This is a genomic window from Pseudonocardia sp. Ae505_Ps2 (assembly GCF_001932425.1).
In the GTDB taxonomy this organism is placed as follows: Bacteria; Actinomycetota; Actinomycetes; order Mycobacteriales; family Pseudonocardiaceae; genus Pseudonocardia.
Window position 1 is genome coordinate 4,937,406 of sequence record NZ_MCIP01000001.1, and the last position, 26,508, is coordinate 4,963,913.

Genomic DNA, 26,508 nt, shown 5'->3' on the forward strand with positions numbered 1-26,508 from the left:
TCGTCGCACGCGGTGACGCCGGCCGCATGCCCGGCGACGCGCGACCGTTCCCCCGGGAGGCACCTGTGTCCGCATACCAGACCATCGTCGTCGGCACCGACGGCTCGGCGACGTCGTTCCTGGCCGTCGAGCGCGCCGCCGGGGTGGCCGCCGACAGCGGCGCGAAGCTGGTCATCGTCTCCGCCTACACCCCGGCCAGCCGCGAGGACACCTCGGCCGCGGAGGACGCGCTGAAGGACGAGGCCTTCCTCGTCACCGGCTGGACCCCCGCCGAGGAGGCGCTGCGCGAGGCCGCCGACCGGGCCGCCGCCGTCGGCGCGAAGGACGTCTCGACCTTCGCCGAGGACGGCGCCCCGGTGGACGTGCTCCGCAAGGCCGTCAAGGAGCACCGCGCCGACCTCCTCGTGGTCGGCAACCGCGGTCTGAACACGTTCTCCGGGCGGCTGCTCGGCTCGGTGCCCGCCGACGCGACCCGCCGTGCCGGCGTGGACGTGCTCGTCGTGCACACCACGTGATCGCGTGAGGTCCGAGCCCGGGTCGTCCCGCCCCCTGCCCGATCCCGCCTCGATCGACTGGAGCGAGGTCGACGACGGGGCGCTGGACGAGCTCATCCTGGGCGTGCCCCGCGAGTTCACCCGCGACGAGCTGGTGGAGGCCGCGGGGCTCGACCCGGAGGAGTCGGGGCGGCTCTGGCGGGCGCTGGGGTTCACCGACTCCGAGCCGGGTGACCGCGTCTACACCCGGGCCGACCTCGAGGCCGCCCGGATGGTCACCCGGCTGAGCCGGGAGTGGCTGCCCGAGACGGTCGCCCGCGAGGCCGTCGCCCGGGCGCTCGCGCAGTCGATGTCCCGGCTCGCCGAGTGGCAGATCGGGATGCTCGCCCAGGTCGCCGCCGCGCACCTCGGGGAGCTGACCCCGCGCGACGCGGCGCGGCTCGCCGCCGAGGTGATCCCCGACCTGGAGGCGCTGCAGTCCTACGTGTGGCGGCGCCACCTCGCGGCGACGGCGTCGCGCTGGGTCGCCGGGGTGCAGCGCCGCGACGTCGCCGACATCGTCGCCGACACCTGGCCGCTGTCGGTCGGGTTCGCCGACATGGTCGGGTTCACCCGCACCACCCGCCGTCGCAGCATGGACGAGCTCAGCGAGATGATCGAACGTTTCGGGGCCGTGACCAACGAGGTCATCGCGAACGGCCGGGGCCGGGTGATCAAGACCGTCGGCGACGAGGTGCTCTTCGTGACCGAGCACCCCGCCGACGCGGCGGCCATCGCGCTCGGCCTGCGGGACCGGGTCCGGACCGAGCCGTCGCTGCCCCTGCTGCGGATCGGGCTCGCGCACGGCATGGTGCTCGCCCGCTACGGCGACGTCTACGGCGAGGTCGTCAACGTCGCGGCCCGGCTCACCTCCGAGGCGCGCCCGGACACGGTGCTCGTCGACAAGGAGATGTACGACGCGCTGCGCGACGACCCGCGCTTCGACCTGCGGCGGATCGCGACCCTGCACACGCGCGGCTACTCCCACCTGCGGGCCTGGGCGCTGCGCGGGGCCCGCGAACGCTGACCGTGTCGACCCGGTCGACCCGGTCGATTCAGTTGACCTGAACCCGGGTCGAGGTGACAGCCTCGATCACCATGACGAGCACGACGGGCAGCACGACGAGCACGGTGACCACCTCGGTCGCCGCCTACCTCGACCTCATCGGGGTCGACCGGGCGACACCGGACCGGGCGCTGCTCGACCGGCTCGTGACCGCGCACGTCGCGACCATCCCGTTCGAGAACCTCGACCCGTTCACCGGGGTCGAACCGCCGACCACCGCCGACGGTGTCGCGGCCAAGCTGGTGCACGGGCGGCGCGGCGGCTGGTGCTTCGAGCACAACCGGCTGCTGCACGACGCCCTGGCCGACCTCGGTCTGCGGGTGACCCCGCTGGTCGGGCGGGTCCGGCTGGGCCTGGCCGCCGAGGACCCGCCGACCGAGCGCACCCACCGGCTGACCCTCGTCGACACCGTGGAGGGCCGCTTCACCGTCGACGCCGGGTTCGGCTCGACGGTGCCGACCACCGCGCTGCGGCTCGTCGCCGGGCTGGAGCAGCCGACCCCGCAGGCTACCTACCGCTACGCCCGCGGCGACCACGGCAGCTGGGTCCTGCAGCGGCGCGGCGGCGACGGTGGCTGGGCCGACCAGTACACCTTCGACCTGGCCCCCGCACCGGACATCGACTTCGCGATGGGCTCCTGGTACCTGACCCACCACCCGGGGTCGCACTTCCGGACCGGGCTCGTCGCCGCGCGCACCACCCCGGAACGCCGGACCACCCTGGACGGGACCCGGCTCACCGTGCGCACCGCCGACCGCGCCGCGCAGCGGCACGACCTCGCCTCCCCCGCCCGGGTCCGGGACGCGCTGGAGACGCACTTCGGCATCGACACCGGCGGCGTCGCCGGGCTCGAGGGCCGGCTGCGGGAGGTCTACTTCCCGTGAGACGACGACGGGCCGGACCCCCGGATGTCGGGGATCCGGCCCGTCGGGTCGGTACGGGTCCTCAGACCCGGAAGCCGAGGGCGCGCAGCTGCTCGCGGCCGTCCTCGGTGATCTTCTCCGGGCCCCACGGCGGCATCCAGACCCAGTTGATCCGGACGTCGTCGACGAGGCCGCCGTCGGGACCGGCGGTGAGCGCGGAGCGGGTCTGCTCCTCGATCACGTCGGTCAGCGGGCAGGCCGCCGAGGTCAGCGTCATGTCGATGACTGCGGTACCGCCGTCCCGGTCGATGCCGTAGACGAGGCCGAGGTCGACGACGTTGATGCCCAGCTCGGGGTCGACGACGTCCTTCATCGCCTCCTCCAGGGCCTCCAGGGTCGCGCCGTCACCGGCGTCGGCCCGGGCGGGCGGCTCGGGCATGCCCGCCGCCCCGCGCACCACGTCCTCGGAGGTGCTCTGTTCGGTGGTCTCGCTCATGCCGGACTCCCCTCGGAGTTCTCGATGCTGGCGTCGGTGCGGCTCACCGCGTCCTTGAATGCCATCCAGCCCAGGAGAGCACACTTGACCCGCGCCGGGTACTTGGCGACGCCGGCGAAGGCCACGCCGTCGCCGATGACGTCCTCGTCGGGCTCGACCTTGCCGCGTCCCTGGGCCATCTCCTGGAACGAGGCCATGATCTTCCACGCCTCGCCGACCGACTTCCCGGCGACCAGGTCGTGCAGCACCGACACCGAGGCCTGGCTGATCGAGCAGCCCAGCGTCTCGTAGGAGACGTCGGTGACCACGGCACCCTCGGGACCGTCGTCGACCTTGACCCGCAGCGTGACCTCGTCCCCGCAGGTGGGGTTCACGTGGTGGGTCTCGGCGTCGTAGGGCTCGCGCAGCCCGGACCCGTGCGGGTCGCGGTAGTGGTCCAGGATGATCTCCTGGTACATCTGCTGCAGCTGCACGTCACACCGTCCCGAAGAACGTCTGGGCGGCGCGCACCCCGTCGGCCAGCGCGGTGACCTCGTCGAGCGTGTTGTACACCGCGGACGACGCGCGGGCGCTGGCCACGATGCCGAAACGCCGGTGCAGCGGCCACGCGCAGTGGTGACCCACGCGGATGGCGACGCCGGCGTCGTCGAGCACCTGGGACAGGTCGTGGGCGTGGATGCCGTCCACGACGAACGACACCGCTCCCCCGCGCTCGCCGGGCGTGGCCGGACCGACGATGCGCAGCCCGTCGATCGCCGACAGCTGCTCGAGGGCGGCCGCGGTCAGCGACGCCTCGTGCGCGGCGACGGCGTCCATCCCGATCGCCTCGAGGTAGTCGACCGCGGCGCCGAGGCCGACGGCCTGCGACGTCATCGGCACCCCGGCCTCGAACCGCTGCGGGGGCGGGGCGTAGGTCGCGCCCTCCATCCGGACGGTCTCGATCATCGAGCCACCCGTGAGGAACGGCGGGAGCGCCTCCAGCAGCTCCCGGCGGCCGTAGAGGACGCCGACCCCGGACGGCCCGAGCATCTTGTGCCCGGAGAAGACCGCGAAGTCCACCCCGAGCCGGTGCAGGTCGACCGGCATGTGCGGCACCGACTGGCAGGCGTCGAGCACGGTGAGTGCCCCGACCGCGGCGGCGCGGGCCACCAGCTGTGCGACCGGCGCGACGGCACCGGTCACGTTCGACTGGTGGGTGAAGGCCACGACCCGCGTCCGGTCGGTCAGCTCGAGCGAGTCGAGGTCGATCCGGCCGTCGTCGGTGACCGAGTACCAGCGCAGGGTCGCGCCGGTCCGCCGGCACAGCTCCTGCCACGGGATGAGGTTCGCGTGGTGCTCCAGCTCGGTCACCACGATCTCGTCACCGGGGCCGAGCGCGAACCGCTCGGAGGCGGCGTCGAGCCCGGTCCGGACCGAGGCGTTGCCGAGGCCGTAGGCGACCAGGTTGACGCCCTCGGTCGCGTTCTTGACGAACACGACCTCGTCGTCGTTCGCACCGACGAACGCCGCGATGCGTGCCCGGGCGGACTCGTAGGCGTCGGTGGCCTCCTCGGCGAGCTGGTGCGCGCCCCGGTGGACAGCAGCGTTGTGCCGCTCCAGGAACGTGCGCTCGGCGTCGAGCACCTGGCGCGGCCGCTGGGAGGTCGCGCCGGAGTCGAGGTAGACCAGCGGCTTCTCCTCGCGCACGGTGCGCGCGAGGATCGGGAAGTCCGCCCGGATCCGGGCCACGGCGTCGGCGTCCAGGCCGGCCGTGGTCCCGGTTCCGTGGGTGAGGGTCATGTCAGACCGCTGCCTTGTCGGCCCGGGTGAACCGGACGTAGCCGTTCTTCTCGAGCTCGTCGGCCAGCTCCGGGCCGCCGGACTCGACGCCGCGGCCGCCGGCGAACACGTGCACGCGGTCCGGCTTGATGTGGTTCAGGATCCGCGTGTAGTGCGTGATCAGCAGGACGCCGGTCTCGCCGCCGGAGCGGTACCGGTTCACGCCCTCGGACACGACGCGCAGGGCGTCGACGTCGAGGCCGGAGTCGGTCTCGTCGAGCACGGCGAACTTCGGCTTCAGCAGCTCGAGCTGGAGCACCTCGTGGCGCTTCTTCTCACCGCCGGAGAAGCCCTCGTTGACCGAGCGGTCGGCGAACTCCGGGGAGATGTCGAGGCCGGCCATGGCCTCCTTGACCTCCTTGACCCAGGTCCGCAGCTTCGGCGCCTCGCCGCGGGTGGCGGTGGCCGCCGAGCGCAGGAAGTTCGCCATCGACACGCCCGGGACCTCGACGGGGTACTGCATCGCCAGGAACAGCCCGGCGCGCGCCCGCTCGTCGACCGACATCTCCAGGACGTTCTCGCCGTCGAGGAGCACCTCGCCGCCGGTGACGGTGTACTTCGGGTGCCCGGCGATGGCGTAGGCCAGCGTGGACTTGCCGGAGCCGTTCGGCCCCATGATCGCGTGCGTCTCGCCCGCGCGGACGGTGAGGTTCACGCCGCGCAGGATCTCCTTGGGACCGTCCTCGGCCGTCTCGACCGAGGCGTGCAGGTCCTTGATCTCCAGAGTGGACATCTGTGGTGGTCGCTCCGTATTCGGGAAGGGTGTGGGATCAGACGCCGGTCAGGGCGAGCTCGGCCTCGACGGCCGCTTCCAGTCGCTCCTTGAGCTCCGGCAGCGTGATCTTGTTGAGGACCTCGCCGAAGAACCCGCGGACGACGAGGCGGCGGGCCTGGTCCTCGGGGATGCCGCGGCTGCGCAGGTAGAACAGCTGCTCGTCGTCGAACCGGCCGGTCGCGCTGGCGTGGCCGGCGCTCACGATCTCGCCGGTCTCGATCTCCAGGTTGGGCACGGAGTCGGCGCGGCAGTGCTCGGTGAGCACCAGGTTCCGGTTGAACTCGAAGGTCTCGGTGTTCTCCGCGGCGGCCCGGATCAGCACGTCGCCGATCCACACCACGTGCGAGGAGTCCTTCGTGAGGCTCTGCAGCGCGTTCTTGTAGAGCACGTTGGACTTGCAGTTCGGCACCGCATGGTCCACCAGCAGCCGCTGCTCCAGGTGCTGGCCGGCGTCGGTGAACCCGAGCCCGAGGAGCTCCGCGTCGCCGCCGGGGCCGGCGTAGCGCACGGTCGAGGAGACCCGGACCAGGTCGCCGCCGAGCTGCACGGTCGTCCCGCGCAGCGTGGCGTCGCGGCCGACCGAGTAGTGCTCGGCGCCCACGTGCACGGCGTCGTCGGCCCACTCCTCGGTGACGACCAGGGTCAGGTGCGAGCCGTCGGCGAGCACGACCTCGGTGTTGTCGGCCAGCACGCCCGAGCCCCGGTGCACGACGACGACCGTCGCCTGCGTGTGCGGGGTGGTGCGGATGTGCAGGTGGCCGGCCGCGGAGACTCCCTCGCCGGGGCCCTCCACGGTGATCGTGACCGGCTCCACCTTCTCGCCGTCCAGGGTCACCACGGTGGCCTCGGCGAAGCCGGACCACGCGGCGGCGGCGACCCGGTCGAAGGGCGTGCCGCCCTCACCGAGACGGGCGTCGTCGCGGCCGACGGTCTCCACCGTGACCCCCGCGGCCTCGGTGACCGTGACCACGGGCGAGCCCTGCAGGTCGGCCGACCCGTCGTGCAGGCCCTTGAGGCGCCGCAGCGGGGTGAACCGCCAGTTCTCCTCGCGGCCCCCGGGGACCTCGAACGCCTCCACGTCGAAGGACTGGAAGCGCTCACCGGCCGAGGCGATCGGGACCTCGCCCTGCCCCTCCTTGGCGCCCTCCAGCTCGGGCGCGAGGCCGGCAACGTCACTCGTCGTCATCCGACGGAACCCTCCATCTGCAGCTCGATCAGCCGGTTCAGCTCCAGCGCGTACTCCATCGGCAGCTCGCGCGCGATGGGCTCGACGAACCCGCGCACGACCATGGCCATGGCCTCGTCCTCGGTCAGACCGCGGCTCATCAGGTAGAAGAGCTGGTCGTCGGAGACCTTGGAGACGGTGGCCTCGTGCCCCATCGACACGTCGTCGTTGCGGATGTCGACGTAGGGGTAGGTGTCGGAGCGGGAGATCGTGTCGACCAGCAGCGCGTCGCACTTCACCGTGGACCGGGAGTTGCGTGCGCGCGGGTTGACCTGGATCAGGCCGCGGTAGGACGTACGGCCGCCGCCACGCGCCACCGACTTCGACACGATCGTCGAGGAGGTGTTGGGCGCGAGGTGGACCATCTTGGCGCCGGCGTCCTGGTGCTGGCCCTCGCCCGCGAACGCGATCGAGAGGACCTCGCCCTTGGCGTGCTCGCCCATCAGCCACACGGCCGGGTACTTCATGGTCACCTTGGAGCCGAGGTTGCCGTCGACCCACTCCATGGTCGCGCCCTCCTCGGCCTTGGCGCGCTTGGTGACCAGGTTGTAGACGTTGTTCGACCAGTTCTGGATCGTGGTGTAGCGGCAGCGGCCGCCCTTCTTGACCACGATCTCGACGACGGCCGAGTGCAGCGAGTCGGTCTTGTAGATCGGCGCGGTACAGCCCTCGACGTAGTGCACGTAGGCACCCTCGTCGACGATGATCAGCGTCCGCTCGAACTGGCCCATGTTCTCGGTGTTGATCCGGAAGTAGGCCTGCAGCGGGATGTCGACGTGCACACCCGGCGGGACGTAGATGAACGAGCCGCCGGACCAGACCGCGGAGTTCAGGGCGGAGAACTTGTTGTCACCGGACGGGATGACCGAGCCGAAGTACTCCCGGAACAGCTCCGGGTGCTCCTTCAGCGCGGTGTCGGTGTCCAGGAAGATGACGCCCTGCTGCTCGAGGTCCTCGCGGATCGAGTGGTAGACGACCTCGGACTCGTACTGCGCGGCGACACCGGAGACCAGGCGGGCCTTCTCAGCCTCGGGGATCCCCAGCTTGTCGTAGGTGTTCTTGATGTCCTCGGGCAGGTCCTCCCAGGTGGCGGCCTGCTTCTCCGAGGAGCGCACGAAGTACTTGATGTTGTCGAAGTCGATCCCGGACAGGTCGGAGCCCCAGCGCGGCATCGGCTTCTTGCCGAAGATGTCGAGCGCCTTCTGCCGGAACTCCAGCATCCACTCGGGCTCGTTCTTCAGGCGGGAGATGTCGGCGACGACCTCGGAGGACAGGCCACGCTTCGCGATGGAGCCCGCCTCGTCGGAGTCGGCCCAGCCGAAGTCGTACCGGCCGAGCGCCGCGATCGTCTCCTCCTGCGTGAGCTCGGTGCGCACATCAGGAGTGGTCGTCATAAGGACTGCCTCCCTTTCGGGGACCGTGGTGGTGGGAGCTGCGCGGTACCCGCGGCTCCCCTGTCCCGTACCCGCGCGAGGAGTTCGGGATCCTCGAGCGGCACGTGTGTGGTGCACGCGGCGTCGCCGCGGGCGATCGTGGCCAACCGCTGCACGTGCGTGCCCAGCAGATCGGCGAAGGCACGCGTCTCGGCCTCGCAGAGCTCCGGGAACTCGGTGGCCACGTGGGCGACCGGGCAGTGGTGCTGGCACAGCTGCACCCCGAACCCGCCGCGCCGGGTCTGTGCGGCGTAGCCGCGGGCGCTGAGCACCCGGGCGAGCGCCTCGACCCGCTCCGCGGGCTCCGCCGGAGCGGTCACCGCGTCGAGGTCGGACCCGAGCAGCTCGCGCACCCGGTGCCGGGCGAAGGCGTCGACCGCCTCCTCCCCCGCCGTGTCGGCGAGGAAGCGCAGAGCCTGGGTGGCCAGGTCGTCGTACCCGTGCCCGAACCGGACCCGGCCCGTGTCGGTGAGCAGGTACTCCCGGGCCGGACGACCCCGGCCCCGCGGCCGGGCGGACCGGGCCGGGGCCCGGGCCTCCGCCTCGCCGTCGACGATCAGCGCGTCGAGGTGCCGGCGCACGGCGGCCTCGGTGAGCTCCAGCTCGGCCGCCACGACGGCGGCCGTGACCGGACCCTGCTCCATGAGCACCCGCGCCACGAGGGCACGGGTACCCGTCCCGGATCCGGCGGGCACCACGGCGTCGCCCGCGACGCCGTGCCCGCAGGCAGGGTCGTCGAGGCGCCGCGGCGCTGTCCGGTCCGTTTTCACAACACCAGTGTTGCGTATATCGGTCGGCACGGCAAAACAGGCCCCCCGCCGCGGTGACCGGGCTCACTCCACCCGCAGGTGAGGGCCGGTACCGGACCCCCCGCGGCGGCACCACTAGCCTCTTCTCCCATGGTGACGCCCGAGGTCGCCCCGCCCGGGCGCGACGACCCCCCGACGCGTGCGGCGCCGTCCGATCCCCCCGCCGCACCGCCGTCGACCGGCCACCGGGCCCGGCGCGGCCTGCGCGAGCAGGCCCGGATCGCGCGGATCCTCGGCCTGATCGGCGCGCTCCTGATGGGGATCAGCGCACTGGGTTCCGGGGCGTTCCCGGTGCCGAACCCGCTGAACGGGCTGCGCGTGATCGGGCTGCCCGCGCGCAACGTCACCCTGGCCATCGCCGTCACCTACGCGGGCCTGCTGATGGTGGTCACCGCCTGGCTGTGGATCGCCCGGATGCTCACCACCCGCGGGGCGCGGCACCCCGCGCCCGAGCGTCGCGAGCTCGGCCGCACCGCGATCCTGTGGGGGGTGCCGCTGGCCCTGGCGCCGCCGATGTTCTCCAAGGACATCTACAGCTACCTCGCCCAGAGCGCGACGCTCGCCCGCGGGATCGACCCGTACTCGATCGGCCCGGCGCAGGCGCTCGGCATCGACGACCCGCTGGTCCGCGGCATCCCCACGGTCTGGCGCGACACCCCGGCGCCCTACGGCCCGCTGTTCCTCGGCCTGGGGCGCGGGATCACCGCGCTGTCCGGGGACAACGTCGTCCTCGGGATCCTCGAACACCGGCTGCTGGCGCTCGCCGGGGTCGCCCTGCTGGTGTGGGTGCTGCCGCGGCTCGCGTCGCGCTTCGACCTCGATGCCGGGCTGGTCCTGTGGCTCGGCGCGGCGAACCCGCTGGTGCTGTTCCACATGGTCAGCGGCATCCACAACGAGTCGATCATGCTGCCGCTGATGCTGCTCGGGCTCTGGGTGATGCTCGGCCGCGACGACACCGTGCAGCCCTGGTGGCGGATCACCGCCGGCGCCGCGCTGATCGTCGCCGCCGCCTCGGTGAAGCTCCCCGCGCTGCTCGCACTGGGGTTCGTCGGCGTGTACCTGGTCCGCAGGCGCGGCGGCAGGCTCGTCGACTGGGCCGTGACGACCGCGTGGCTGTCCGCGATCGCCGCCGCGGTGCTGACCTTCTTCAGCCTCGCCACCGGGCTGGGCTTCAACTGGGTGCGCGGGCTGTCGGCGCCCAGCGCGCTCATCTCCCCCATGTCGATCAGCACCAACCTCGGCCTGCTCGCCGGCCAGGTCGGCAGGCTCGCCGGGCTCGGTGACCACCTCGACACCACGATGGGCCTGATGCGCAGCCTGTTCGTGCTGCCGATCGTGGTCATCGTGGTCGCCCTGCTGCTGGGCTGCCTGCGCGGCACGGTCGACCCGGTCACCGGCACCGGTCTCGGGCTCGGCGCGGTCGTGCTGCTCGGCCCGGTCGTGCACCCGTGGTACCTGTTCTGGGCCCTGCTGCCGCTGGTCGTCACCCGGGCCATGCCGTTCTACCGCCGCGGCCTGCTGCTCCTGTCGGTGGTGCTGGCCCTGGTCGTGCCGCCCACCGGCGCCGACTTCTTCTTCCGCGGATTCCAGCTGCCGCTGGCGATCACCGCGGGCGCGGTCATGTACGCCCTCGCGCTGTACGTGGTCGCGCGGCTGATCCGCGCCCCCGGCGACGCGGCCGCCGACGGCCCCGGCGGCCCCGACGACGCCGACGACGCCGACGGCGCAGCCACCCCGGGCGACGCCCCCGCCGGGACCCGCGCGGCCTCGGACACGGAGCCCGCCCGGTGAGCGCCGCCCTGGAGATCCGCGGCCTCGTCGTGCGCTACGGCACCACGACCGCCGTCGACGGGATCGACCTCGACCTGGCCCGCGGCGAGGTCCTCGCCCTGCTCGGCCCGAACGGCGCCGGCAAGTCCTCGACCGTCGAGGTGTGCACCGGCTTCCGGGCGCCCTCGGCCGGGCGGGTGCGGGTACTCGGCCACGACCCGGCCGACGAGACCGTCCGCCCCCGCGTGGGCGTCATGCCGCAGGGCGGCGGCGCGTACCCGGCCGTGCGGACCGGGGAGATGCTGCACCTGGTCGCCGACTGCGCCGCGCACCCGCTCGACGTGGACATGCTCCTCGACGTGCTCGGGCTTCGACCGCGGGCGGGCACGCCGTACAAGCGGCTCTCCGGCGGGGAGCAGCAGCGCCTGGCGCTGGCCTGCGCCGTCGTCGGGCGCCCGGAGCTGGTGTTCCTCGACGAGCCGACCGCCGGTCTCGACCCGCAGGCCCGCCACCTGGTGTGGGACCTGGTGCGGGCGCTGCGCCGCGACGGCGTCGGGGTGCTGCTCACCACCCACCTGATGGACGAGGCCGAACAGCTCGCCGACGACGTCGTGATCATCGACCACGGCCGGGTCGTGGCGCACGGCTCGCCGGCGCAGCTGACCGCGGGCGACCAGACCGAGCTGCGCTTCCGGGCCCGGCCGGGGATGGACGTCGACGGTCTCGACGCCCGGCTGCCCGCCGGCTACGCCAGCTGCGAGACCTCCCCCGGCCGCTACCGGGTCCGCGGCCGGATCGACCCGGCCGCGCTCGCCGCCATCACCTCGTGGTGTGCCGACCAGGGCGTGCTCGCCGACGACGTCCAGGTCGTGCGCCGCAGCCTGGAGGACGTCTTCCTCGACCTCACCGGACGGGAGCTGCGCTCGTGAGGACCCCGCCGACGGCCCCGCCGTTCCCCGACGGCATGTTCACCCCCGCGCCCGGCCGCGGACGTGCGCTGACGATGCTGCGGGCCCAGGGCGGCCTGGAGACCCGGCTCGCACTGCGCAACGCCGAACAGGTGCTGCTGACCCTGCTTATCCCGGCGGCCCTGCTGGCCGGGCTCACGCTCGTCCCGGCGGTGCCCGCCCCGGAGCCGCGGGTGGCGTGGCTGTTCGCCGCCATGCTGGCGCTGGCCGTGATGAGCTCGGCATTCACCAGCCAGGCCATCGCGCTCGGCTTCGACCGCCGCTACGGCGCGCTGCGCAGGCTCGCCGCTACGGCGCTGCCCCGCTGGCTGCTGGTGTGCGGGCGGCTGACCGCGGTCGCCGCCGTCGTCGTGATCCAGGTGGTGCTGCTCGGCGTACTCGCCGCACTGCTGGGCTGGTCCCCGGCCGGGGCCCGGCTCGACGGCGCCGCGCTGGCCGTGCTGCTCGGCGCTGCCGCGTTCGGGGCGCTGGGCATCCTGCTGGGCGGGACGCTGCGGGCGGAGATCGTGCTCGCCGTCGCCAACCTGGTGTGGTTCGCGCTGCTGCTGGCGGGCGGGATCGTGGTGCCGGTCGCGGACCTGCCGGGACCGCTGGCGGCGATCGCCCCGTGGCTCCCGTCCGGGGCGCTGGCCGAGGCGCTGCGGTCGGCGCTCGGCGCGGGCGAGTTCCCGTCGGCCGGGCCCCTGCTGGTGCTCACCGGGTGGGCCGTCGTCGCCGGGGTGGCGGCGTCGCGGCTGGTGCGCTGGACCTGAGACCCATCTTCTACGATGCGTAGTGTGCTGTCGTCGCGCGTGCCCTCCACCCCGCCGGTGCTGATGCGCCGGCTCACGATCGCGAACCTCGTCGCCCAGATCGGGATCGGGGTGACCGGATCGGTCGTGCGGGTCACCGGCTCGGGGCTCGGCTGCTCGACCTGGCCGCAGTGCGAGCCGGGCAGCATGATCCCGGTCGACCACGCCGAGATCGCGCCGCTGCACATGTGGATCGAGTTCTCCAACCGGCTGCTCGGGATCCTGGTCGTGCTGTTCGCCGGCGCCGCGCTGCTCGGGGCCCTGTTCACCCGGCCCCGCAGGCGCCGCCTCACCGCGCTCGCGCTGGCCATGCCGCTCGGCGTCGTCGCGCAGGCCGTCATCGGCGGCATCACGGTGCTCCTCGGTCTGGCCTGGTGGACGGTGATGCTGCACTTCCTCGCCTCGATGGTGCTGGTCTGGTTCTCGGTGCTGTTCGTCGGCGCGGCGACCGAGGCCGACGGCCCGGCGACCCGCACCGTGCCCGCCGCCGGGCGCGGGCTGGTGCTGTTCTCCACCGCGGTGCTCGCGGTGCTGCTCGTCGCCGGGACGCTGGTCACCGCGGCGGGTCCGCACGGCGGCGACCCGGAGACCCCGCGCCTGGACGTGCCGATCCCCGCGCTCGCGCAGCTGCACGTCGACACCCTGTTCCTCTACCTCGGGACCCTGGTCGGGCTCGGGTTCCTGCTGCGCGCGGTGTCCGCCCCGCAGGCGCTGCAGCGCCGCTTCCGGGTGCTCGTCGTGGTCGTCCTCGCCCAGGGCGCGCTCGGCGGGGTCCAGTACGCCCTCGGGGTCCCGGAGCTGCTGGTGTCACTGCACGTGCTCGGCGCCGGGCTGACCGCCGCCGCGGCCGCCTGGGTGTGTGCCGGGACCGCGACCCGGCCGGCCGCCGTCGACCCCCGCGCCACCCCGACCGGTGACCCGGCGGACACCGCCCCGGAACCCGCCGCCGCGTCGGCCTGAGCCGGCACGGGTCCGTCCGGACGACGTGCTGCGCGACCCGCTGCCGACCGACGGTCTCGTCGCGCGCACCGGGCTCGCGGCGGGCCGTCTCCCGGATGCCGCGCCGCGACGCGTGCGGGCATGATCGGGACCGGCAGCAGCGGCGAGCGACGAGGAGGACACATGCGTGCGGTACGGGTGCGGGAGCCCGGCGGGTCCGAGGTGCTGGAGGTCGTCGACACCGACGCCCCGGTCCCGGGTCCGGGCGAGGTGCTGGTGGAGGTCGCCGCGGCCGGCGTGAACTTCATCGACACCTACCAGCGCGAGGGCATCTACCCGATGCCGACGCCCTACGTCGCGGGGCTGGAGGGCGCGGGCCGGGTCACCGCGCTGGGCCCGGACGTCGACGGCGTCGCGGTCGGGGACCGGATCGCCTGGGCCAACACCCTGGGCAGCTACGCCGAGCAGGTCGCCGTGCCGTGGGCGAAGGCCGTCCCGGTGCCCGACGGCGTCGCCGACGACGTCGCGGTCGGCGCGGCGCTGCAGGGCATGACCGCGCACTTCCTGGTCACCGACTGCTTCCCGCTGCGCGGCGGGGAGACGATCCTGCTGCACGCCGCGGCCGGGGGCGTCGGGCTGCTGCTCACCCAGCTGGCCGTCGCCAAGGGCGCCCGGGTGATCGCCACGACGTCGACGCCGGAGAAGGCCGAGCTGGCCCGCGGGGCCGGCGCCGACGAGGTGATCGACTACACCGCGGTCGACGACCTGGCCGCCGCCGTCCGCGACCTCACCGGCGGCGAGGGCGTGCACGCGGCGTTCGACTCGGTCGGGCGCAGCACGTTCGACGCGAGCCTGGCCTCGGTGCGCCGTCGCGGCACGCTGGTGCTCTACGGCGCCGCGTCCGGCCCGGTCGAGCCGTTCGACCCGCAGCGGCTCAACGCGGCGGGGTCGCTGTACCTGACCCGCCCGAAGCTGTTCGACTACATCGCCACCACCGACGAGCTGCGCGCTCGCGCGGCGGCCGTGTACGGCGAGGTCGCCGCGGGCCGCCTCGACGTACGGATCGGACACCGCTACGGCCTGGCGGACGCCCGCACCGCCCACGACGACCTGCAGGGCCGCCGCACCACCGGCAAGGTGCTGCTCGTCCCCTGACGAGGCGCCACGGGGGTCGGTCCGCCGCGCGGCGTGCGGTAGAACCGACGGCGTGACCGACACCCCGTTCCACGACCTCGACGCCTACGTCGCGCTCCCCCGCCTCGGCGGGCTCACCCTGTCCCCCGACGGGCAGCGCCTGGTCACCGGCGTCGCCGAGCTCGACGCCGACGGCACCCGCTACCGGACCGCCCTGTGGGAGATCGACCCCGCGGGGGACGCCCCGGCGCGGCGGCTGACCCGGGGCGCGGCCGGCGAGTCCGGGCCGGTCTTCACCCCCGACGGCGACCTGCTGTTCCGGTCCGCCCGCCCCGACCCCGATGCCACCGGGGAGACCGAGCCGCCGACCTCGCTGTGGCGCCTCCCGGCGGCCGGGGGCGAGGCCGCCGGGGCGCGGCCCGGCGGGATCTCCGCGGTCGCTGTCGCCGCCGACGCGGGGACGGTCGTCGTGTCCTCCCCCACGCTGCCCGGTGCCACCACGACCGAGGAGGACGAGCAGCGCCGCAGCGCGCGCACCGAGGGCAAGGTCACCGCGATGCTGCACACCGGCTACCCGGTGCGGCACTGGGACCACGACCTCGGCCCGGCCGAGGAACGGCTGCTCCTGGCCACCCCCGGGGAGACGGACCCGTGGCGGGACCTCACCCCGGCGCCGGGCCGTGCGCTGGACGAGACCGCGTTCGACGTGTCCCCCGACGGCGGCTCGGTGGTGACCGGTTGGTACCGCGCGCACGGCCACGGCACCTGGCGGCCGGGTCTGGTCGTGGTCGACACCGCGACCGGGGAGCACCGCGGCCTCACCGACGACGACGGGCACGAGTACGCCGCGCCCCGGATCAGCCCGGACGGGCGGACCGTCGTCGCGCTGCGCGAACGCGTCTCCACCCCGGAGGTCGCGCCGCGGATCGAGCTGGTCCTGGTCCCGCTCGCCGGTGGCGCACCGCGCCCGGTGGCACCGGGCTGGGACCGGTGGCCCACCGCGGCGCGGTGGACCCGGGACGGGTCCGCGCTGGTGGTCACCGCCGACGAGAACGGCCGCGGCCCGCTGTTCCGGATCGAGCTGGGCGCGACCGGGGAGGACGACGCCGTCACCCGGCTGACCGGCGACCACGGCACCTACTCCGACCCGTGCCCGTCGCCGGACGGGCGGTGGGTCTACGCACTGCGCCACGCCTACGACGCGCCGCCCGCCCCGGTCCGGATCCCCGCCGACGGCCACGACGCCGTCCCGGAGCACCTGCCCGCACCCGCCGCGGCGCCCGCACTGCCCGGTTCGCTCACCGAACTGGAGACCACCGCCGCCGACGGCACCCGGGTCCGCGCCTGGCTGGTCCTGCCCGAAGGCGCCGACGCCGAGCACCCGGTACCGCTGCTGCTGTGGATCCACGGCGGCCCGCTGGCCAGCTGGAACGCCTGGTCGTGGCGGTGGAACCCGTGGCTGATGGCCGCACGCGGCTGGGCCGTGCTGCTCCCCGACCCGGCCCTGTCGACCGGCTACGGCCAGGACTTCGTCCAGCGCGGCTGGGGTGCCTGGGGCGGCGCGCCGTTCACCGACCTGATGGCCGCCACCGACGCCGCGACCGCCCGGCCCGACATCGACGACACCCGCACCGCGGCGATGGGCGGCTCCTTCGGCGGCTACATGGCCAACTGGGTCGCCGGGCACACCGACCGGTTCGCCGCGATCGTCACCCACGCCAGCCTGTGGGCGCTCGACCAGTTCGGGCCGACGACCGACCACGCCGAGTACTGGCTGACCGAGATGACCCCGGCGATGGCCCAGGCCAACAGCCCGCACCGGCACGCCGACGCGATCGCCACCCCGATGCTGGTGATCCACGGCGACCGCGACTACCGGGTGCCGATCGGCGAGGGGCTGCGGCTGTGGTGGGACCTGGTGTCCCGGCAGGCCGACCCGGAGGCCAACCCGCACCGGTTCCTGTATTTCCCCGACGAGAACCACTGGGTCCTCGCCCCGAACCACGCGAAGGTCTGGTACCGCACGGTGTGGGCGTTCCTGGACCACCACGTGCTGGGCACCGAGTGGGAGACCCCGGACCTGTTGCGCTGACCGGCCACCGCCCCGGCGGCTGCCGGTCCGGGCTCAGAACAGGACCGGCAGCCCCAGCGCGGCGTCGACGGCGATCGCCGCGAACAGCACGCACAGGTAGATGTTCGACAGGTGGAACAGCGGCATCGGGGAGATCTCGCCGCCCTCTTTCACCTGGTGGTGCAGCCGGTGCGCCCGGAACACGAAGTAGGCCCCGCCGAGCAGCGCCACCGCGAGGTACACCCACGACGTCACCGGCAGCAGGAGCAGGCTCCAGGCCACCATCACCCAGCTGTAGACCACGATCCGCACCGACACCGCGGGCGCGGGCGCGACGACCGGGAGCATCGGCACCCCGGCGGCGGCGTAGTCCTCGCGGTAGCGCATCGCCAGTGCCCAGAAGTGCGGCGGCGTCCAGAAGAAGATCACACCGAACATGACCAGCGCGGGCCACTCGACGGTGCCGGTCACCGCGGCCCAGCCGATCACCACCGGCATGCAGCCCGCGGCACCGCCCCACACGATGTTCTGCGAGGTCCGCCGCTTGAGCAGCATCGTGTAGACGAGCACGTAGAACGCGATCGCGGCCAGCGACAGCACGGCGGCGAGCCAGTTCGTGGTCAGGCCGAGCCACACCGAGCTCAGCGCGGCCAGGACGAGGCCGAACACCAGCGCGTTGCGGGTGGGGACCTGTCCCCGTGCCAGCGGACGGCGGGCGGTGCGCGCCATCTTCTGGTCGATGTCGGCGTCGACGACGCAGTTCAGCGCGTGCGCCGCGGCGGCGGCCATCGCGCCGCCGACCAGGGTGGCCGCGATCAGCAGCAGCGACGGCACGCCGCGCTGGGCCAGGAACATGGCGGGCACGGTGACGACGAGCAGCTGCTCGATGATCCGCGTCTTGGTGAGGCCCAGATAGGCCGCCACCGTGGCGCGGACACGGGCGAGGCGCCCGGTCGGTGCCGCCGGGACCACCACGGTCGTGGCGGGGGGCGTCGCCGCCGGCGCGGCGTCCGGTCCGGCCGGGACGTGCTCGGCCGGCACTCCGGCCTCGTCGGCCCGGCTCCGCCCTGACGCGGGTGCGCTCACCTGTTCGTACCTCGCTCGGTTCGACGTAGTGATCCCGTGCCGCGCCGCCCGAGGGGCCGCACCGGCTCGGTGCCGTGGACACCGGGTGGGTAGCCGCGGTGGCGACCTCCCTAGTTCTACAGCGCGTCGATGCTAACCGGTGGCATGCGTCGCGGGCCCGCCGGGTACACCGACCTCGGCGCCCCGGTCCGCCGAACGCCACGAGGCGCAAAGCCGCTGGCCGCGGGCGTGAGCAGTAGGGTGTTCCGGGTCGGGGCGGCGAGGATGCCGCCAGGTGGTCCGGGTCACCACGACACCCGCCGACGTCGCCGCCACCGCAGTGGCCGCGACCACCGGGCGGACCTCCGGATCCACCACCGGCAGACCGACGATCGTCGACGCGAGTACAGGAGCCATCGCCTTGTCCGAGACCGCTACGTCCCCCCACGCCGGGGACAGCGCCGTCGCCGCGCTCACCCGCGCGCACGTCCCCGACGACTGGACCGACCTCGACCGCAGGGCCGTGGACACCATCCGTGTACTGGCCGCGGACGCGGTCCAGAAGTGCGGCAGCGGACACCCCGGCACCGCGATGAGCCTGGCCCCGCTGGCGTACACGCTGTTCCAGCGCGTCATGCGCCACGACCCGGCCGACCCGGACTGGATGGGCCGCGACCGGTTCGTGCTCTCCGCGGGCCACTCCAGCCTCACCCTCTACATCCAGCTCTACCTGGCCGGATACGGCCTGGAGCGCGAGGACCTCGAGAGCCTCCGCACGTGGGGCTCGCTCACCCCGGGCCACCCGGAGTGGGGCCACACCCGCGGCGTCGAGATGACCACCGGCCCGCTGGGCCAGGGGCTGTCCTCGGCCGTCGGGATGGCGATCGCCGCCCGTCGCGAGCGCGGTCTGTTCGACCCGGACGCCCCCGAGGGGTCCTCGCCGTTCGACCACCAGATCTACGTGATCGCCTCCGACGGCGACATCGAGGAGGGCGTCACCTCCGAGGCGTCGTCGCTGGCCGGCCGCCAGGAGCTCGGCAACCTCACGGTGATCTACGACGCGAACGAGATCTCCATCGAGGACGACACCAACATCGCGTTCAACGAGGACACCGCGAAGCGGTACGAGGCCTACGGCTGGCACGTGCAGGTCGTCGAGGGCGGCGAGAACGTCACCGGCATCCTCGCCGCGCTCGAGGCCGCGAAGGCCGAGACCGGCCGTCCGTCGATCATCGTGCTCAAGACCGTGATCGGCTACCCGTCGCCGAACAAGATGAACACCGGTGCCGCGCACGGCTCGGCGCTCGGTGACGACGAGGTCCGCGAGGTCAAGAAGGTCCTCGGGTTCGACCCGGACCAGGACTTCGAGGTCGACGCCGACGTCCTCGCCCACACCCGGGCCGTCGGCGAGCGCTCCCGCGACGCGCACGACACCTGGCAGGGCACCTTCGACGAGTGGGCGCAGCGCGAGCCGCAGCGCAAGCAGCTGCTCGACCGGCTGCTCGCGAAGGAGCTCCCCGAGGGCTGGGCGGACGCGCTGCCGCACTTCGACACCGACGAGAAGGGCCTGGCGACCCGCAAGGCCTCCGGCACCGTGCTCGGCGCGCTGGCCGAGGTGCTGCCGGAGCTGTGGGGCGGCTCGGCCGACCTCGCGGAGTCGAACAACACCACGATGAAGGGCGTCGACTCGTTCGGCCCGAAGTCGGCCTCGACCGGCATGTGGACGACCTCCCCGTACGGCCGCACGCTGCACTTCGGTGTCCGCGAGCACGCGATGGGCGCGGTCCTCAACGGCATCGCCCTGCACGGCCCGACCCGCGCCTACGGCGGCACCTTCCTGGTGTTCTCCGACTACATGCGCCCGGCGGTCCGCCTCGCCGCCCTGATGAAGACCAACCCGATCTACGTGTGGACGCACGACTCGATCGGTCTGGGCGAGGACGGCCCGACCCACCAGCCGATCGAGCACCTGGCCGCGCTGCGCGCGATCCCGGGCCTGTCGGTGGTCCGCCCCGGTGACGCCAACGAGACCGTCTACGCCTGGAAGGCGGCGCTGGAGCGCCCGTCGGACGGGCCGATCGGGTTCGCGCTGACCCGCCAGAACGTGCCGACCCTGCCGGGCACCTCCGCCGAGGGTGTCGCGCGCGGCGGCTACGTGCTGTCCGACGCCTCGACCGGCGTCCCGCAGGTCGTGATCGTCGCCACCGGCTCCGAGCTGCACCTCGCGGTCGAGGCGCGGAAGAAGCTGGAGGCCGACGGCGTCGGTACCCGTGTGGTGTCCATGCCGTGCGTCGAGTGGTTCGACGCCCAGGACGAGGCCTACCGCGAGTCGGTCCTGCCGTCCGCGGTGCGGGCCAGGGTCTCGGTCGAGGCCGGGATCGCGATGCCGTGGCGCGCCGTCGTCGGCGACGCTGGGCGATCGGTGTCCATCGAGCACTTCGGCGCCAGCGCCGATGCCGCCACCCTGTTCGAGAAGTTCGGCTTCACCGCCGACACCGTCGCCGACGCCGCGCGGGAGACCCTCGCCGCGACGACGGCGTGAAGGGAGCGAACGTGAGCAACGACCGACTGGCCGCACTCTCCGCGGCCGGAGTCTCCATCTGGCTCGACGACCTGTCCCGCGAACGGCTGACCTCGGGCAACCTGGCCGAGCTCATCGAGGACAAGCACGTCGTCGGGGTCACCACCAACCCGACGATCTTCGCGGGCGCGCTGTCCGACGGCGCCGCCTACGACGCGCAGGTCCGCGAGCTCGCCGCCCGGGGCGCCGACGTCGACACCGCGATCCGCGAGATCACCGTCGCCGACGTGCAGCAGGCCTGCGACGTGTTCTCCGGCGTCTTCGAGCGCACCGGCGGCGTCGACGGCCGGGTCTCCCTGGAGGTGGACCCGCGGCTGGCGCACGACACCGAGGGCACCGCCGCCCAGGCGAGCGAGCTGTCCAAGGCCGTCGACCGGCCGAACCTGCTGGTGAAGATCCCGGCGACCGAGGAGGGCCTGCCGGCCATCACCCGGGCGACCGCCGAGGGCATCAGCGTGAACGTGACGCTGATCTTCTCCGTCGAGCGCTACAAGCTCGTGATGGACGCCTACCTGACCGGCCTGGAGCAGGCCCTGGAGAACGGCCAGGACCTGTCCCGGATCCACTCGGTCGGCTCGTTCTTCGTGTCCCGTGTGGACTCCGAGATCGACAAGCGGCTCGAGGCGATCGGCGGCGAGCAGGCGCTCGGTCTGCGCGGGAAGGCGGCCGTCGCGAACTCGCGGCTGGCCTACGCCGCCTACCGCGACGCGTTCTCCGGCGCCCGCTGGGACGCCCTCGCCGCGAAGGGTGCGCACGCCCAGCGCCCGCTGTGGGCCTCGACCGGGGTGAAGAACCCCGACTACCCGGACACGCTGTACGTGTCCGAGCTGGTCGTGGACAACACCGTCAACACGATGCCGGAGAAGACCCTGCTGGCCTTCGCCGACCACGGCGAGGTGAACGGGGACAAGGTCACCGACACCGCCGGGGCGTCCCAGCAGGTCTTCACCGACCTGGAGGGCCAGGGCATCGACCTCGACGACGTGTTCCTCACCCTGGAGAACGAGGGCGTCGAGAAGTTCGAGAAGTCCTGGACCGAGCTGCAGGACACCGTCCGCGGCCAGCTCGACTCCGCGAAGTAGTTGGACGAGGTCACTCCTGGTGGCGACGGGGCCGACCTCGGCTCCGCCGCCACCGGCGGCCCGGCCGTACCCGCACCCTCCCCGGTGCGGGTGCGGCTCGCCGGTGAGCCGTTCGCCGGGGCGGCCCGGCGGATCGCCGCCGAGCTGGCCGGCGACACCGTCGCCTCCCGGCTCGCCGACGGCGACCCCAGCGTCTGGGGGCCCCGCGCGGCGGGTGCCCCGCCCCGCACCGGCTGGGCCGGGCTCGCCACCCGCAGCCGGCCACTCGTCGGCCAGGTCGCCGCGCTGCGCGAGCGGTTCGCCGTCGCCGGTGCGCACCGGGTGCTGCTCGTCGGCACGCCCGACGCGGTCGCCGCGGCCCGGGTGGTCGCCGGGACCGCCCCGGACGGGACCCGGCTGACCGCGCTGGACTCCGCGGACCCCGTGCAGGTCGCGGAGGCGCTGTCCGGGGAGCTCGCCGAGACCGTCCTCGTCGTCGCCGACGCGGCGGGCACCGACCCGGTGGTCGCGGCCGTCACCCGGGTGGTCGCCGCCGCGATCGCCGAGGAGGTCGGCGCACAGGCACTCGCCGCGCGCACCGTGCACCTGACCGAGCCCGGCTCGCCGCTGGACGTCCCCGCCGACCCCGGTCCGGTCGTGGTCACCCTCGACGCCGACGTGCCCGGCCGTTTCGGCGTACTGGGACCGCTCGGGCTGGTCCCCGCGGGGCTCGCCGGAGCGGACGTGCCCGCCGTCCTGGGCGACGCCGTCGCCGCCGAGCGCGCACTGGCCGCCGACGACCCGGACAACCCGGCGCTGCTGCTGGCCGGTGCGCTCGTCGCGGGCCGCGGCTCGCTGCTCGCCCTGCGCGACGTCGAGCGCTCCCCCGCCCTGACCGGCTGGCTGGCCCCGCTGCTCACCGCCGCCGGGCTCACCGTCGTGCCGGTGCCGCCCGACGAGCCGGTCGGCGCGGGCCCCGGCCCCCGCGAGCCCACCGCTCCCGCGGGCGTCGTGGACGTGCACGCCGACGGCACCGGGCCGCGGCCAGGGCCGGGCCACGGCGCGGTGCGGCTCGACGCCGGACCGGGGGCCGCGGTCGTGCTGTGGCAGGCCGCCGCGGCGCTGGCCGGGCGGGTGCTCGACACCGACCCGTTCGCGCCCGCCCCACCCGCGCCCGCCGACGGCACCGACCCCGCGCCGTCGTTCGTCGACGGCGGGATCGCGGTGCACGCCGGGGACTGGCTGCCGGCCGGCACCCGCACCGTCGCCGGTGCGCTCGACGCGCTGGCCGCCGTCGCCGACGGGGCCCCGGCGGTCGTCTCGGCCTGGCTGGACCCGGAGTCCGACGCCTCGGTCTCGGTGCTGCGCGGGCCACTGGTGGCCCGGCTCGGGCTGCCCGTCGCGTTCGGCTGGGCCCCGGCCTGCCGCAGCGGCGACACCGGTGCACCCGACGTCGCGGTGCACTGTCACCTGACCGGGGACGGACCCGGCGGTGATCTTCCGGGATCCGTCGGCGCGGGCGCCTCGCCGCCCGGCCCGGGACTGGATAGCCTGCACGCGGCACAGGCCCGGGCGGTCATCGACGACCAGCGACGCCGGGGACGTCCGGTGCTGCGGCTGCACCTGACCGACCGGCTCGCCGGGCTGGTCACCCTGGCCAGGGCCGTCACATCGACAGAGCCGTGACCCGGTGTCCCGATCACGAGAACACCAGTACTAGGAGGGGCGATGCCCACCGCGAACGGCGGACGGACCAACCCGCTGCGCGACCCCCGTGACAAGCGGCTCCCCCGGATCGCCGGCCCCTGCGGACTGGTGATCTTCGGAGTGACGGGGGACCTGTCACGCAAGAAGCTCATGCCCGCGATCTACGACCTCGCCAACCGGGGGCTGCTGCCGCCGGGCTTCGCCCTGACCGGTTTCGCCCGGCGCGACTGGGACAACGAGGACTTCGGCCAGGTCGTCTACGAGGCCGTGCGCGAGCACGCCCGCACCCCGTTCCGGCAGGAGGTGTGGGACCACCTCGCCGAGGGGCTGCGGTTCGTCCAGGGCTCCTTCGACGACGACGCCGCCTTCGACGAGCTGGAGCGCACCGTGCGCGAGCTCGACGAGAAGCGCGGCACCGGCGGCAACCACGCGTTCTACCTGTCGATCCCGCCGGGCGCGTTCCCGGTGGTCTGCAAGCAGCTCGCCCGCTCCGGACTGTCCGCCCAGGAGGACCCGGACGTCTGGCGGCGGGTCGTCATCGAGAAGCCGTTCGGCCACGACCTGACCTCGGCCATCGAGCTCAACGCCATCGTCAACGACGTCTTCCCCGAGGACTCGGTGTTCCGCATCGACCACTACCTCGGCAAGGAGACCGTCCAGAACGTGCTGGCGCTGCGGTTCGCCAACCAGCTGTTCGAGCCGATCTGGAACGCCAACTACGTCGACCACGTCCAGATCACCATGGCCGAGGACATCGGCCTGGGCGGTCGCGCCGGCTACTACGACGGCATCGGCGCGGCCCGCGACGTCATCCAGAACCACCTGCTGCAGCTGCTCGCGTTCACCGCGATGGAGGAGCCGACGTCGTTCTCCTCCGACGAGCTGCGCGCGGAGAAGATCAAGGTCCTCAAGGCGGTCAAGCTCGCGCACCCGCTCGACGCCACCACCGCCCGCGGCCAGTACGAGGGCGGCTGGCAGGGCGGCGAGCAGGTGCCGGGGCTGAAGGAGGAGGAGGGCTTCAACCCGGAGTCCACCACGGAGACCTTCGCCGCGATCACCTGCGAGGTCGAGAACCGCCGCTGGGCCGGGGTGCCGTTCTACCTGCGCACCGGCAAGCGCCTGGGCCGGCGCGTCACCGAGATCGCGGTGGTGTTCAAGCGTGCGCCGCACCTGCCGTTCGACGCGACGATGACCGAGGAGCTGGGGCAGAACGCCCTGGTCATCCGGGTGCAGCCGGACGAGGGCGTCACCATGCGGTTCGGGTCGAAGGTGCCGGGCAGCCAGATGGAGGTCCGCGACGTCACGATGGACTTCGGCTACGGCAACGCGTTCACCGAGGCGTCCCCGGAGGCCTACGAGCGCCTCATCCTCGACGTGCTGCTCGGCGAGCCGTCGCTGTTCCCGGTGAACGAGGAGGTCGAGCGGTCGTGGGAGATCCTGGACCCGGTGCTGGAGCACTGGGCCGCCGACGAGCGCGGCCCGGACTCCTACCCCGCGGGGTCCTGGGGTCCGACCTCGGCCGAGGAGATGCTCGCCCGCACCGGACGCCACTGGAGGCGGCCGTGAGCGGACCGACGGCAGTCGCGGAGAAGACGGAGACCCCATCGTGATCATCGATCTCCCGTCGAGCACCACCTCGGCGGTCAACCGCAAGCTCGTCGAGCTCCGCGAGTCCGGCGGCGTGTTCGCGCTGGGCCGGGTGCTGACCCTGGTCGTGCTGACCGAGGACGGCCCGGAGCTGGAGCGGGCCGTGGACGCCGCGAACACGGCCAGCCGCGAGCACCCCTGCCGGGTGATCGTGCTGGCCCGCGGGCAGCGCCGGGCCTCGCCGCGGCTCGACGCCCAGATCCGGGTCGGCGGCGACGCCGGCGCCAGCGAGGTCATCGTGCTCCGCGGCTACGGCCCCCTGGCCGACGCGGACGCCGGCGCCGGGATGGTCATGCCGCTGCTGCTGCCCGACGCGCCGGTCGTCGCGTGGTGGCCGAACGAGGCACCGGCCTCGCCGTCGGAGGACGCGGTGGGCCGCCTCGCGCAGCGCCGCATCACCGACGCGCTCTCGGCGAAGAACCCGGTGAAGGCCTTCGAGGCACGCCGCAAGGACTACGCCCCGGGCGACACCGACCTGACCTGGACCCGCCTCACCCAGTGGCGGGCCCAGCTGGCCGCGGCGCTGGACGTGCCGCCGTTCGAGGGCATCACGTCGGCGGTCGTCGCCGGGGAGGCGGTGTCGCCGTCCACCGAGCTGATCGCGGGCTGGCTCGCCGCGTGCCTGGGCGTGAAGGTGAAGCGTTCGCCGTCGGAGAAGGACAACGGGCTCGCCCTGGTCCGGCTGACGCGCCCCTCCGGTGACGTCGAGCTGGCCCGCCCGGACGGCAAGACCGCCCGGCTGAGCCAGCCCGGGCAGCCGGAGCGCCTCATCGCGCTGGCGCGCCGGCAGGTGTCGGACTGCCTCGCCGAGGAGCTGCGCAGGCTCGACCCGGACGAGGTGTACGCCGAGGCCCTCGCCGGGGTGTCGAAGGTGACCCGCGGCCGCACCCCGCTGAAGGTGCGCGCGTGAGCGCCACGTCGCAGGTCCGGGTCGCGGTGCACCCGGACAAGGACACCCTCGCCGCGGCGACCGCGGCCCGGCTGGTCACCGCGCTGGTGGATCTGCAGGCCGCGGGCACCGTGCCACGGCTGGTGCTCACCGGCGGCGGGGTCGGGATCGCGCTGTTGCGCGACGTCGCCGCCTCCCCGGCGCGCGACGCCGTCGACTGGGACCGGGTGGAGCTGTTCTGGGGCGACGAGCGCTTCGTCCCCGCCGACGACCCCGAGCGCAACGACCGCCAGGCCCGCGAGGCGCTGCTCGACGCGCTCCCGCTGGACCCGGCCCGGGTGCACCCGATGCCCGCGGCCCCGCCCGGCGGCGGCACCCGGGAGGACGCGCTGGCCGCCGCGGCCGACTACGCGCGGCTGCTCGACGACCTGGCGGGCCCCGACGACGACGGCATCCCGGCGTTCGACGTGACCCTGGTCGGGATGGGCGAGGAGGGCCACACCCTGTCGGTGTTCCCCGACTCCCCCGCCGTGCACGAGCAGGCGGCGACGGTCGTCGCGGTGTTCGACTGCCCGAAGCCGCCGCCGACCCGGATCTCGCTGACCCTGGCCGCGGCGCGCCGCTCCCGCGAGGTGTGGGTGGTCGCCGCCGGGTCGGGCAAGGCACCGGCCGTCGCGGGTGCGCTCACCGGCACACCGGAGACCGAGCTGCCGGTCGGCGGGGCCCGCGGCACCGTCACGACCCGCTGGCTGCTCGACACCGAGGCGGCCGCGGAGCTGCCCGACGGGTTCGTCGCCCGGGTGTCCTGACCACCGCCCGGGCGCGGATGTGAGATGCCGCGCCCGGGCGGGGTGCCGCAGGTGGACC

At 74.0% G+C, this 26,508-nt stretch carries 23 protein-coding genes; 15 read left to right on the top strand and 8 right to left on the bottom strand.

Features of this window, described 5'->3' with window-relative positions; all coding sequences use genetic code 11:
- Positions 1–65 precede the first annotated feature (65 nt).
- The 3 genes from Ae505Ps2_RS23140 to Ae505Ps2_RS23150 all read left to right on the top strand — a co-directional run bounded on the left by Ae505Ps2_RS23140 (position 66) and on the right by Ae505Ps2_RS23150 (position 2,483).
- A complete protein-coding gene (locus Ae505Ps2_RS23140) occupies positions 66–515 on the top strand; it encodes a universal stress protein (RefSeq protein WP_020624268.1) in 450 nt (149 codons plus the stop codon).
- A 4-nt stretch (positions 516–519) separates the two neighbouring features.
- Positions 520–1,560, top strand: a complete 1,041-nt coding sequence (locus Ae505Ps2_RS23145) for an adenylate/guanylate cyclase domain-containing protein (protein ID WP_198932182.1) — start codon at positions 520–522, stop codon at positions 1,558–1,560.
- A 71-nt stretch (positions 1,561–1,631) separates the two neighbouring features.
- A complete protein-coding gene (locus Ae505Ps2_RS23150; protein WP_075306149.1) occupies positions 1,632–2,483 on the top strand; it encodes an arylamine N-acetyltransferase in 852 nt (283 codons plus the stop codon).
- Between the two features lie 61 nt (positions 2,484–2,544).
- Here Ae505Ps2_RS23150 and Ae505Ps2_RS23155 read toward each other — a convergent pair whose 3' ends face one another.
- Genes Ae505Ps2_RS23155 through Ae505Ps2_RS23185 form a run of 7 tightly spaced genes read right to left on the bottom strand, consistent with a single transcriptional unit; the run spans position 2,545 to position 8,853 of the window.
- Positions 2,545–2,958: a metal-sulfur cluster assembly factor gene (locus tag Ae505Ps2_RS23155; protein WP_020624271.1), complete on the bottom strand. Its 414-nt coding sequence runs from the start codon at positions 2,956–2,958 to the stop codon at positions 2,545–2,547.
- On the bottom strand, positions 2,955–3,431 hold the full coding sequence (gene sufU, locus Ae505Ps2_RS23160) for a Fe-S cluster assembly sulfur transfer protein SufU (protein ID WP_020624272.1): 477 nt from the start codon (positions 3,429–3,431) through the stop codon (positions 2,955–2,957). Before sufU ends, Ae505Ps2_RS23155 begins: the two co-directional genes overlap by 4 nt.
- Before the next feature lies 1 nt (position 3,432).
- Positions 3,433–4,737 (bottom strand): cysteine desulfurase, encoded by a 1,305-nt coding sequence (locus Ae505Ps2_RS23165; protein WP_075553984.1) that lies wholly within the window; start codon positions 4,735–4,737, stop codon positions 3,433–3,435.
- 1 nt (position 4,738) lies between these two features.
- On the bottom strand, positions 4,739–5,509 hold the full coding sequence (gene sufC, locus Ae505Ps2_RS23170; protein WP_075553985.1) for a Fe-S cluster assembly ATPase SufC: 771 nt from the start codon (positions 5,507–5,509) through the stop codon (positions 4,739–4,741).
- Positions 5,510–5,546: 37 nt separating this feature from the next.
- Positions 5,547–6,737, bottom strand: coding sequence for a Fe-S cluster assembly protein SufD (sufD, locus tag Ae505Ps2_RS23175; protein ID WP_075333475.1), 1,191 nt, complete (start codon positions 6,735–6,737; stop codon positions 5,547–5,549).
- A complete protein-coding gene (gene sufB / locus Ae505Ps2_RS23180) occupies positions 6,734–8,170 on the bottom strand; it encodes a Fe-S cluster assembly protein SufB (protein ID WP_075306139.1) in 1,437 nt (478 codons plus the stop codon). The genes sufD and sufB overlap by 4 nt, the downstream gene beginning before the upstream one ends.
- Positions 8,167–8,853 (bottom strand): transcriptional regulator, encoded by a 687-nt coding sequence (locus Ae505Ps2_RS23185; RefSeq protein WP_226353297.1) that lies wholly within the window; start codon positions 8,851–8,853, stop codon positions 8,167–8,169. Before Ae505Ps2_RS23185 ends, sufB begins: the two co-directional genes overlap by 4 nt.
- Positions 8,854–9,108: 255 nt before the next feature.
- Between Ae505Ps2_RS23185 and mptB the strand changes: the two genes are divergently transcribed.
- The 6 genes from mptB to Ae505Ps2_RS23215 all read left to right on the top strand — a co-directional run bounded on the left by mptB (position 9,109) and on the right by Ae505Ps2_RS23215 (position 16,712).
- Positions 9,109–10,809 carry a polyprenol phosphomannose-dependent alpha 1,6 mannosyltransferase MptB gene (mptB, locus tag Ae505Ps2_RS23190; protein WP_084786405.1) on the top strand — a complete coding sequence of 567 codons (1,701 nt, stop codon included), beginning with the start codon at positions 9,109–9,111 and terminating at the stop codon, positions 10,807–10,809.
- Positions 10,806–11,717, top strand: coding sequence for an ABC transporter ATP-binding protein (locus Ae505Ps2_RS23195; RefSeq protein WP_075333476.1), 912 nt, complete (start codon positions 10,806–10,808; stop codon positions 11,715–11,717). The genes mptB and Ae505Ps2_RS23195 overlap by 4 nt, the downstream gene beginning before the upstream one ends.
- 35 nt (positions 11,718–11,752) lie before the next feature.
- Positions 11,753–12,508: an ABC transporter permease gene (locus Ae505Ps2_RS23200; RefSeq protein ID WP_051050365.1), complete on the top strand. Its 756-nt coding sequence runs from the start codon at positions 11,753–11,755 to the stop codon at positions 12,506–12,508.
- Positions 12,509–12,532: 24 nt separating this feature from the next.
- A complete protein-coding gene (locus Ae505Ps2_RS23205) occupies positions 12,533–13,507 on the top strand; it encodes a COX15/CtaA family protein (protein ID WP_075553986.1) in 975 nt (324 codons plus the stop codon).
- A 162-nt stretch (positions 13,508–13,669) separates the two neighbouring features.
- Positions 13,670–14,641, top strand: coding sequence for a quinone oxidoreductase (locus Ae505Ps2_RS23210; protein ID WP_075306131.1), 972 nt, complete (start codon positions 13,670–13,672; stop codon positions 14,639–14,641).
- 52 nt (positions 14,642–14,693) lie between these two features.
- The gene (locus tag Ae505Ps2_RS23215; protein ID WP_075553987.1) at positions 14,694–16,712 is read left to right on the top strand and encodes a prolyl oligopeptidase family serine peptidase; all 2,019 of its coding nucleotides are present in this window, start codon (positions 14,694–14,696) and stop codon (positions 16,710–16,712) included.
- A gap of 33 nt (positions 16,713–16,745) precedes the next feature.
- On the opposite strand, the gene Ae505Ps2_RS23220 is transcribed toward Ae505Ps2_RS23215, so the two are convergent.
- Positions 16,746–17,666, bottom strand: coding sequence for a heme o synthase (locus tag Ae505Ps2_RS23220; protein WP_233147767.1), 921 nt, complete (start codon positions 17,664–17,666; stop codon positions 16,746–16,748).
- Between the two features lie 511 nt (positions 17,667–18,177).
- Here Ae505Ps2_RS23220 and tkt point away from each other — a divergent pair.
- Genes tkt through pgl form a run of 6 tightly spaced genes read left to right on the top strand, consistent with a single transcriptional unit; the run spans position 18,178 to position 26,450 of the window.
- Complete coding sequence (tkt, locus tag Ae505Ps2_RS23225; protein WP_075554304.1) at positions 18,178–20,298, top strand: transketolase; 2,121 nt, start codon at positions 18,178–18,180, stop codon at positions 20,296–20,298.
- 11 nt (positions 20,299–20,309) lie between these two features.
- Complete coding sequence (gene tal, locus Ae505Ps2_RS23230) at positions 20,310–21,419, top strand: transaldolase (protein WP_043280211.1); 1,110 nt, start codon at positions 20,310–20,312, stop codon at positions 21,417–21,419.
- Positions 21,420–23,084: a hypothetical protein gene (locus Ae505Ps2_RS23235; protein ID WP_075306127.1), complete on the top strand. Its 1,665-nt coding sequence runs from the start codon at positions 21,420–21,422 to the stop codon at positions 23,082–23,084.
- A 42-nt stretch (positions 23,085–23,126) separates the two neighbouring features.
- Positions 23,127–24,671: a glucose-6-phosphate dehydrogenase gene (gene zwf, locus Ae505Ps2_RS23240; RefSeq protein WP_020626160.1), complete on the top strand. Its 1,545-nt coding sequence runs from the start codon at positions 23,127–23,129 to the stop codon at positions 24,669–24,671.
- Positions 24,672–24,711: 40 nt separating this feature from the next.
- Positions 24,712–25,662 (top strand): glucose-6-phosphate dehydrogenase assembly protein OpcA, encoded by a 951-nt coding sequence (gene opcA, locus Ae505Ps2_RS23245; RefSeq protein WP_075306125.1) that lies wholly within the window; start codon positions 24,712–24,714, stop codon positions 25,660–25,662.
- Positions 25,659–26,450: a 6-phosphogluconolactonase gene (gene pgl / locus Ae505Ps2_RS23250; protein ID WP_075306123.1), complete on the top strand. Its 792-nt coding sequence runs from the start codon at positions 25,659–25,661 to the stop codon at positions 26,448–26,450. Before opcA ends, pgl begins: the two co-directional genes overlap by 4 nt.
- The last annotated feature ends 58 nt before the right edge of the window (positions 26,451–26,508 follow it).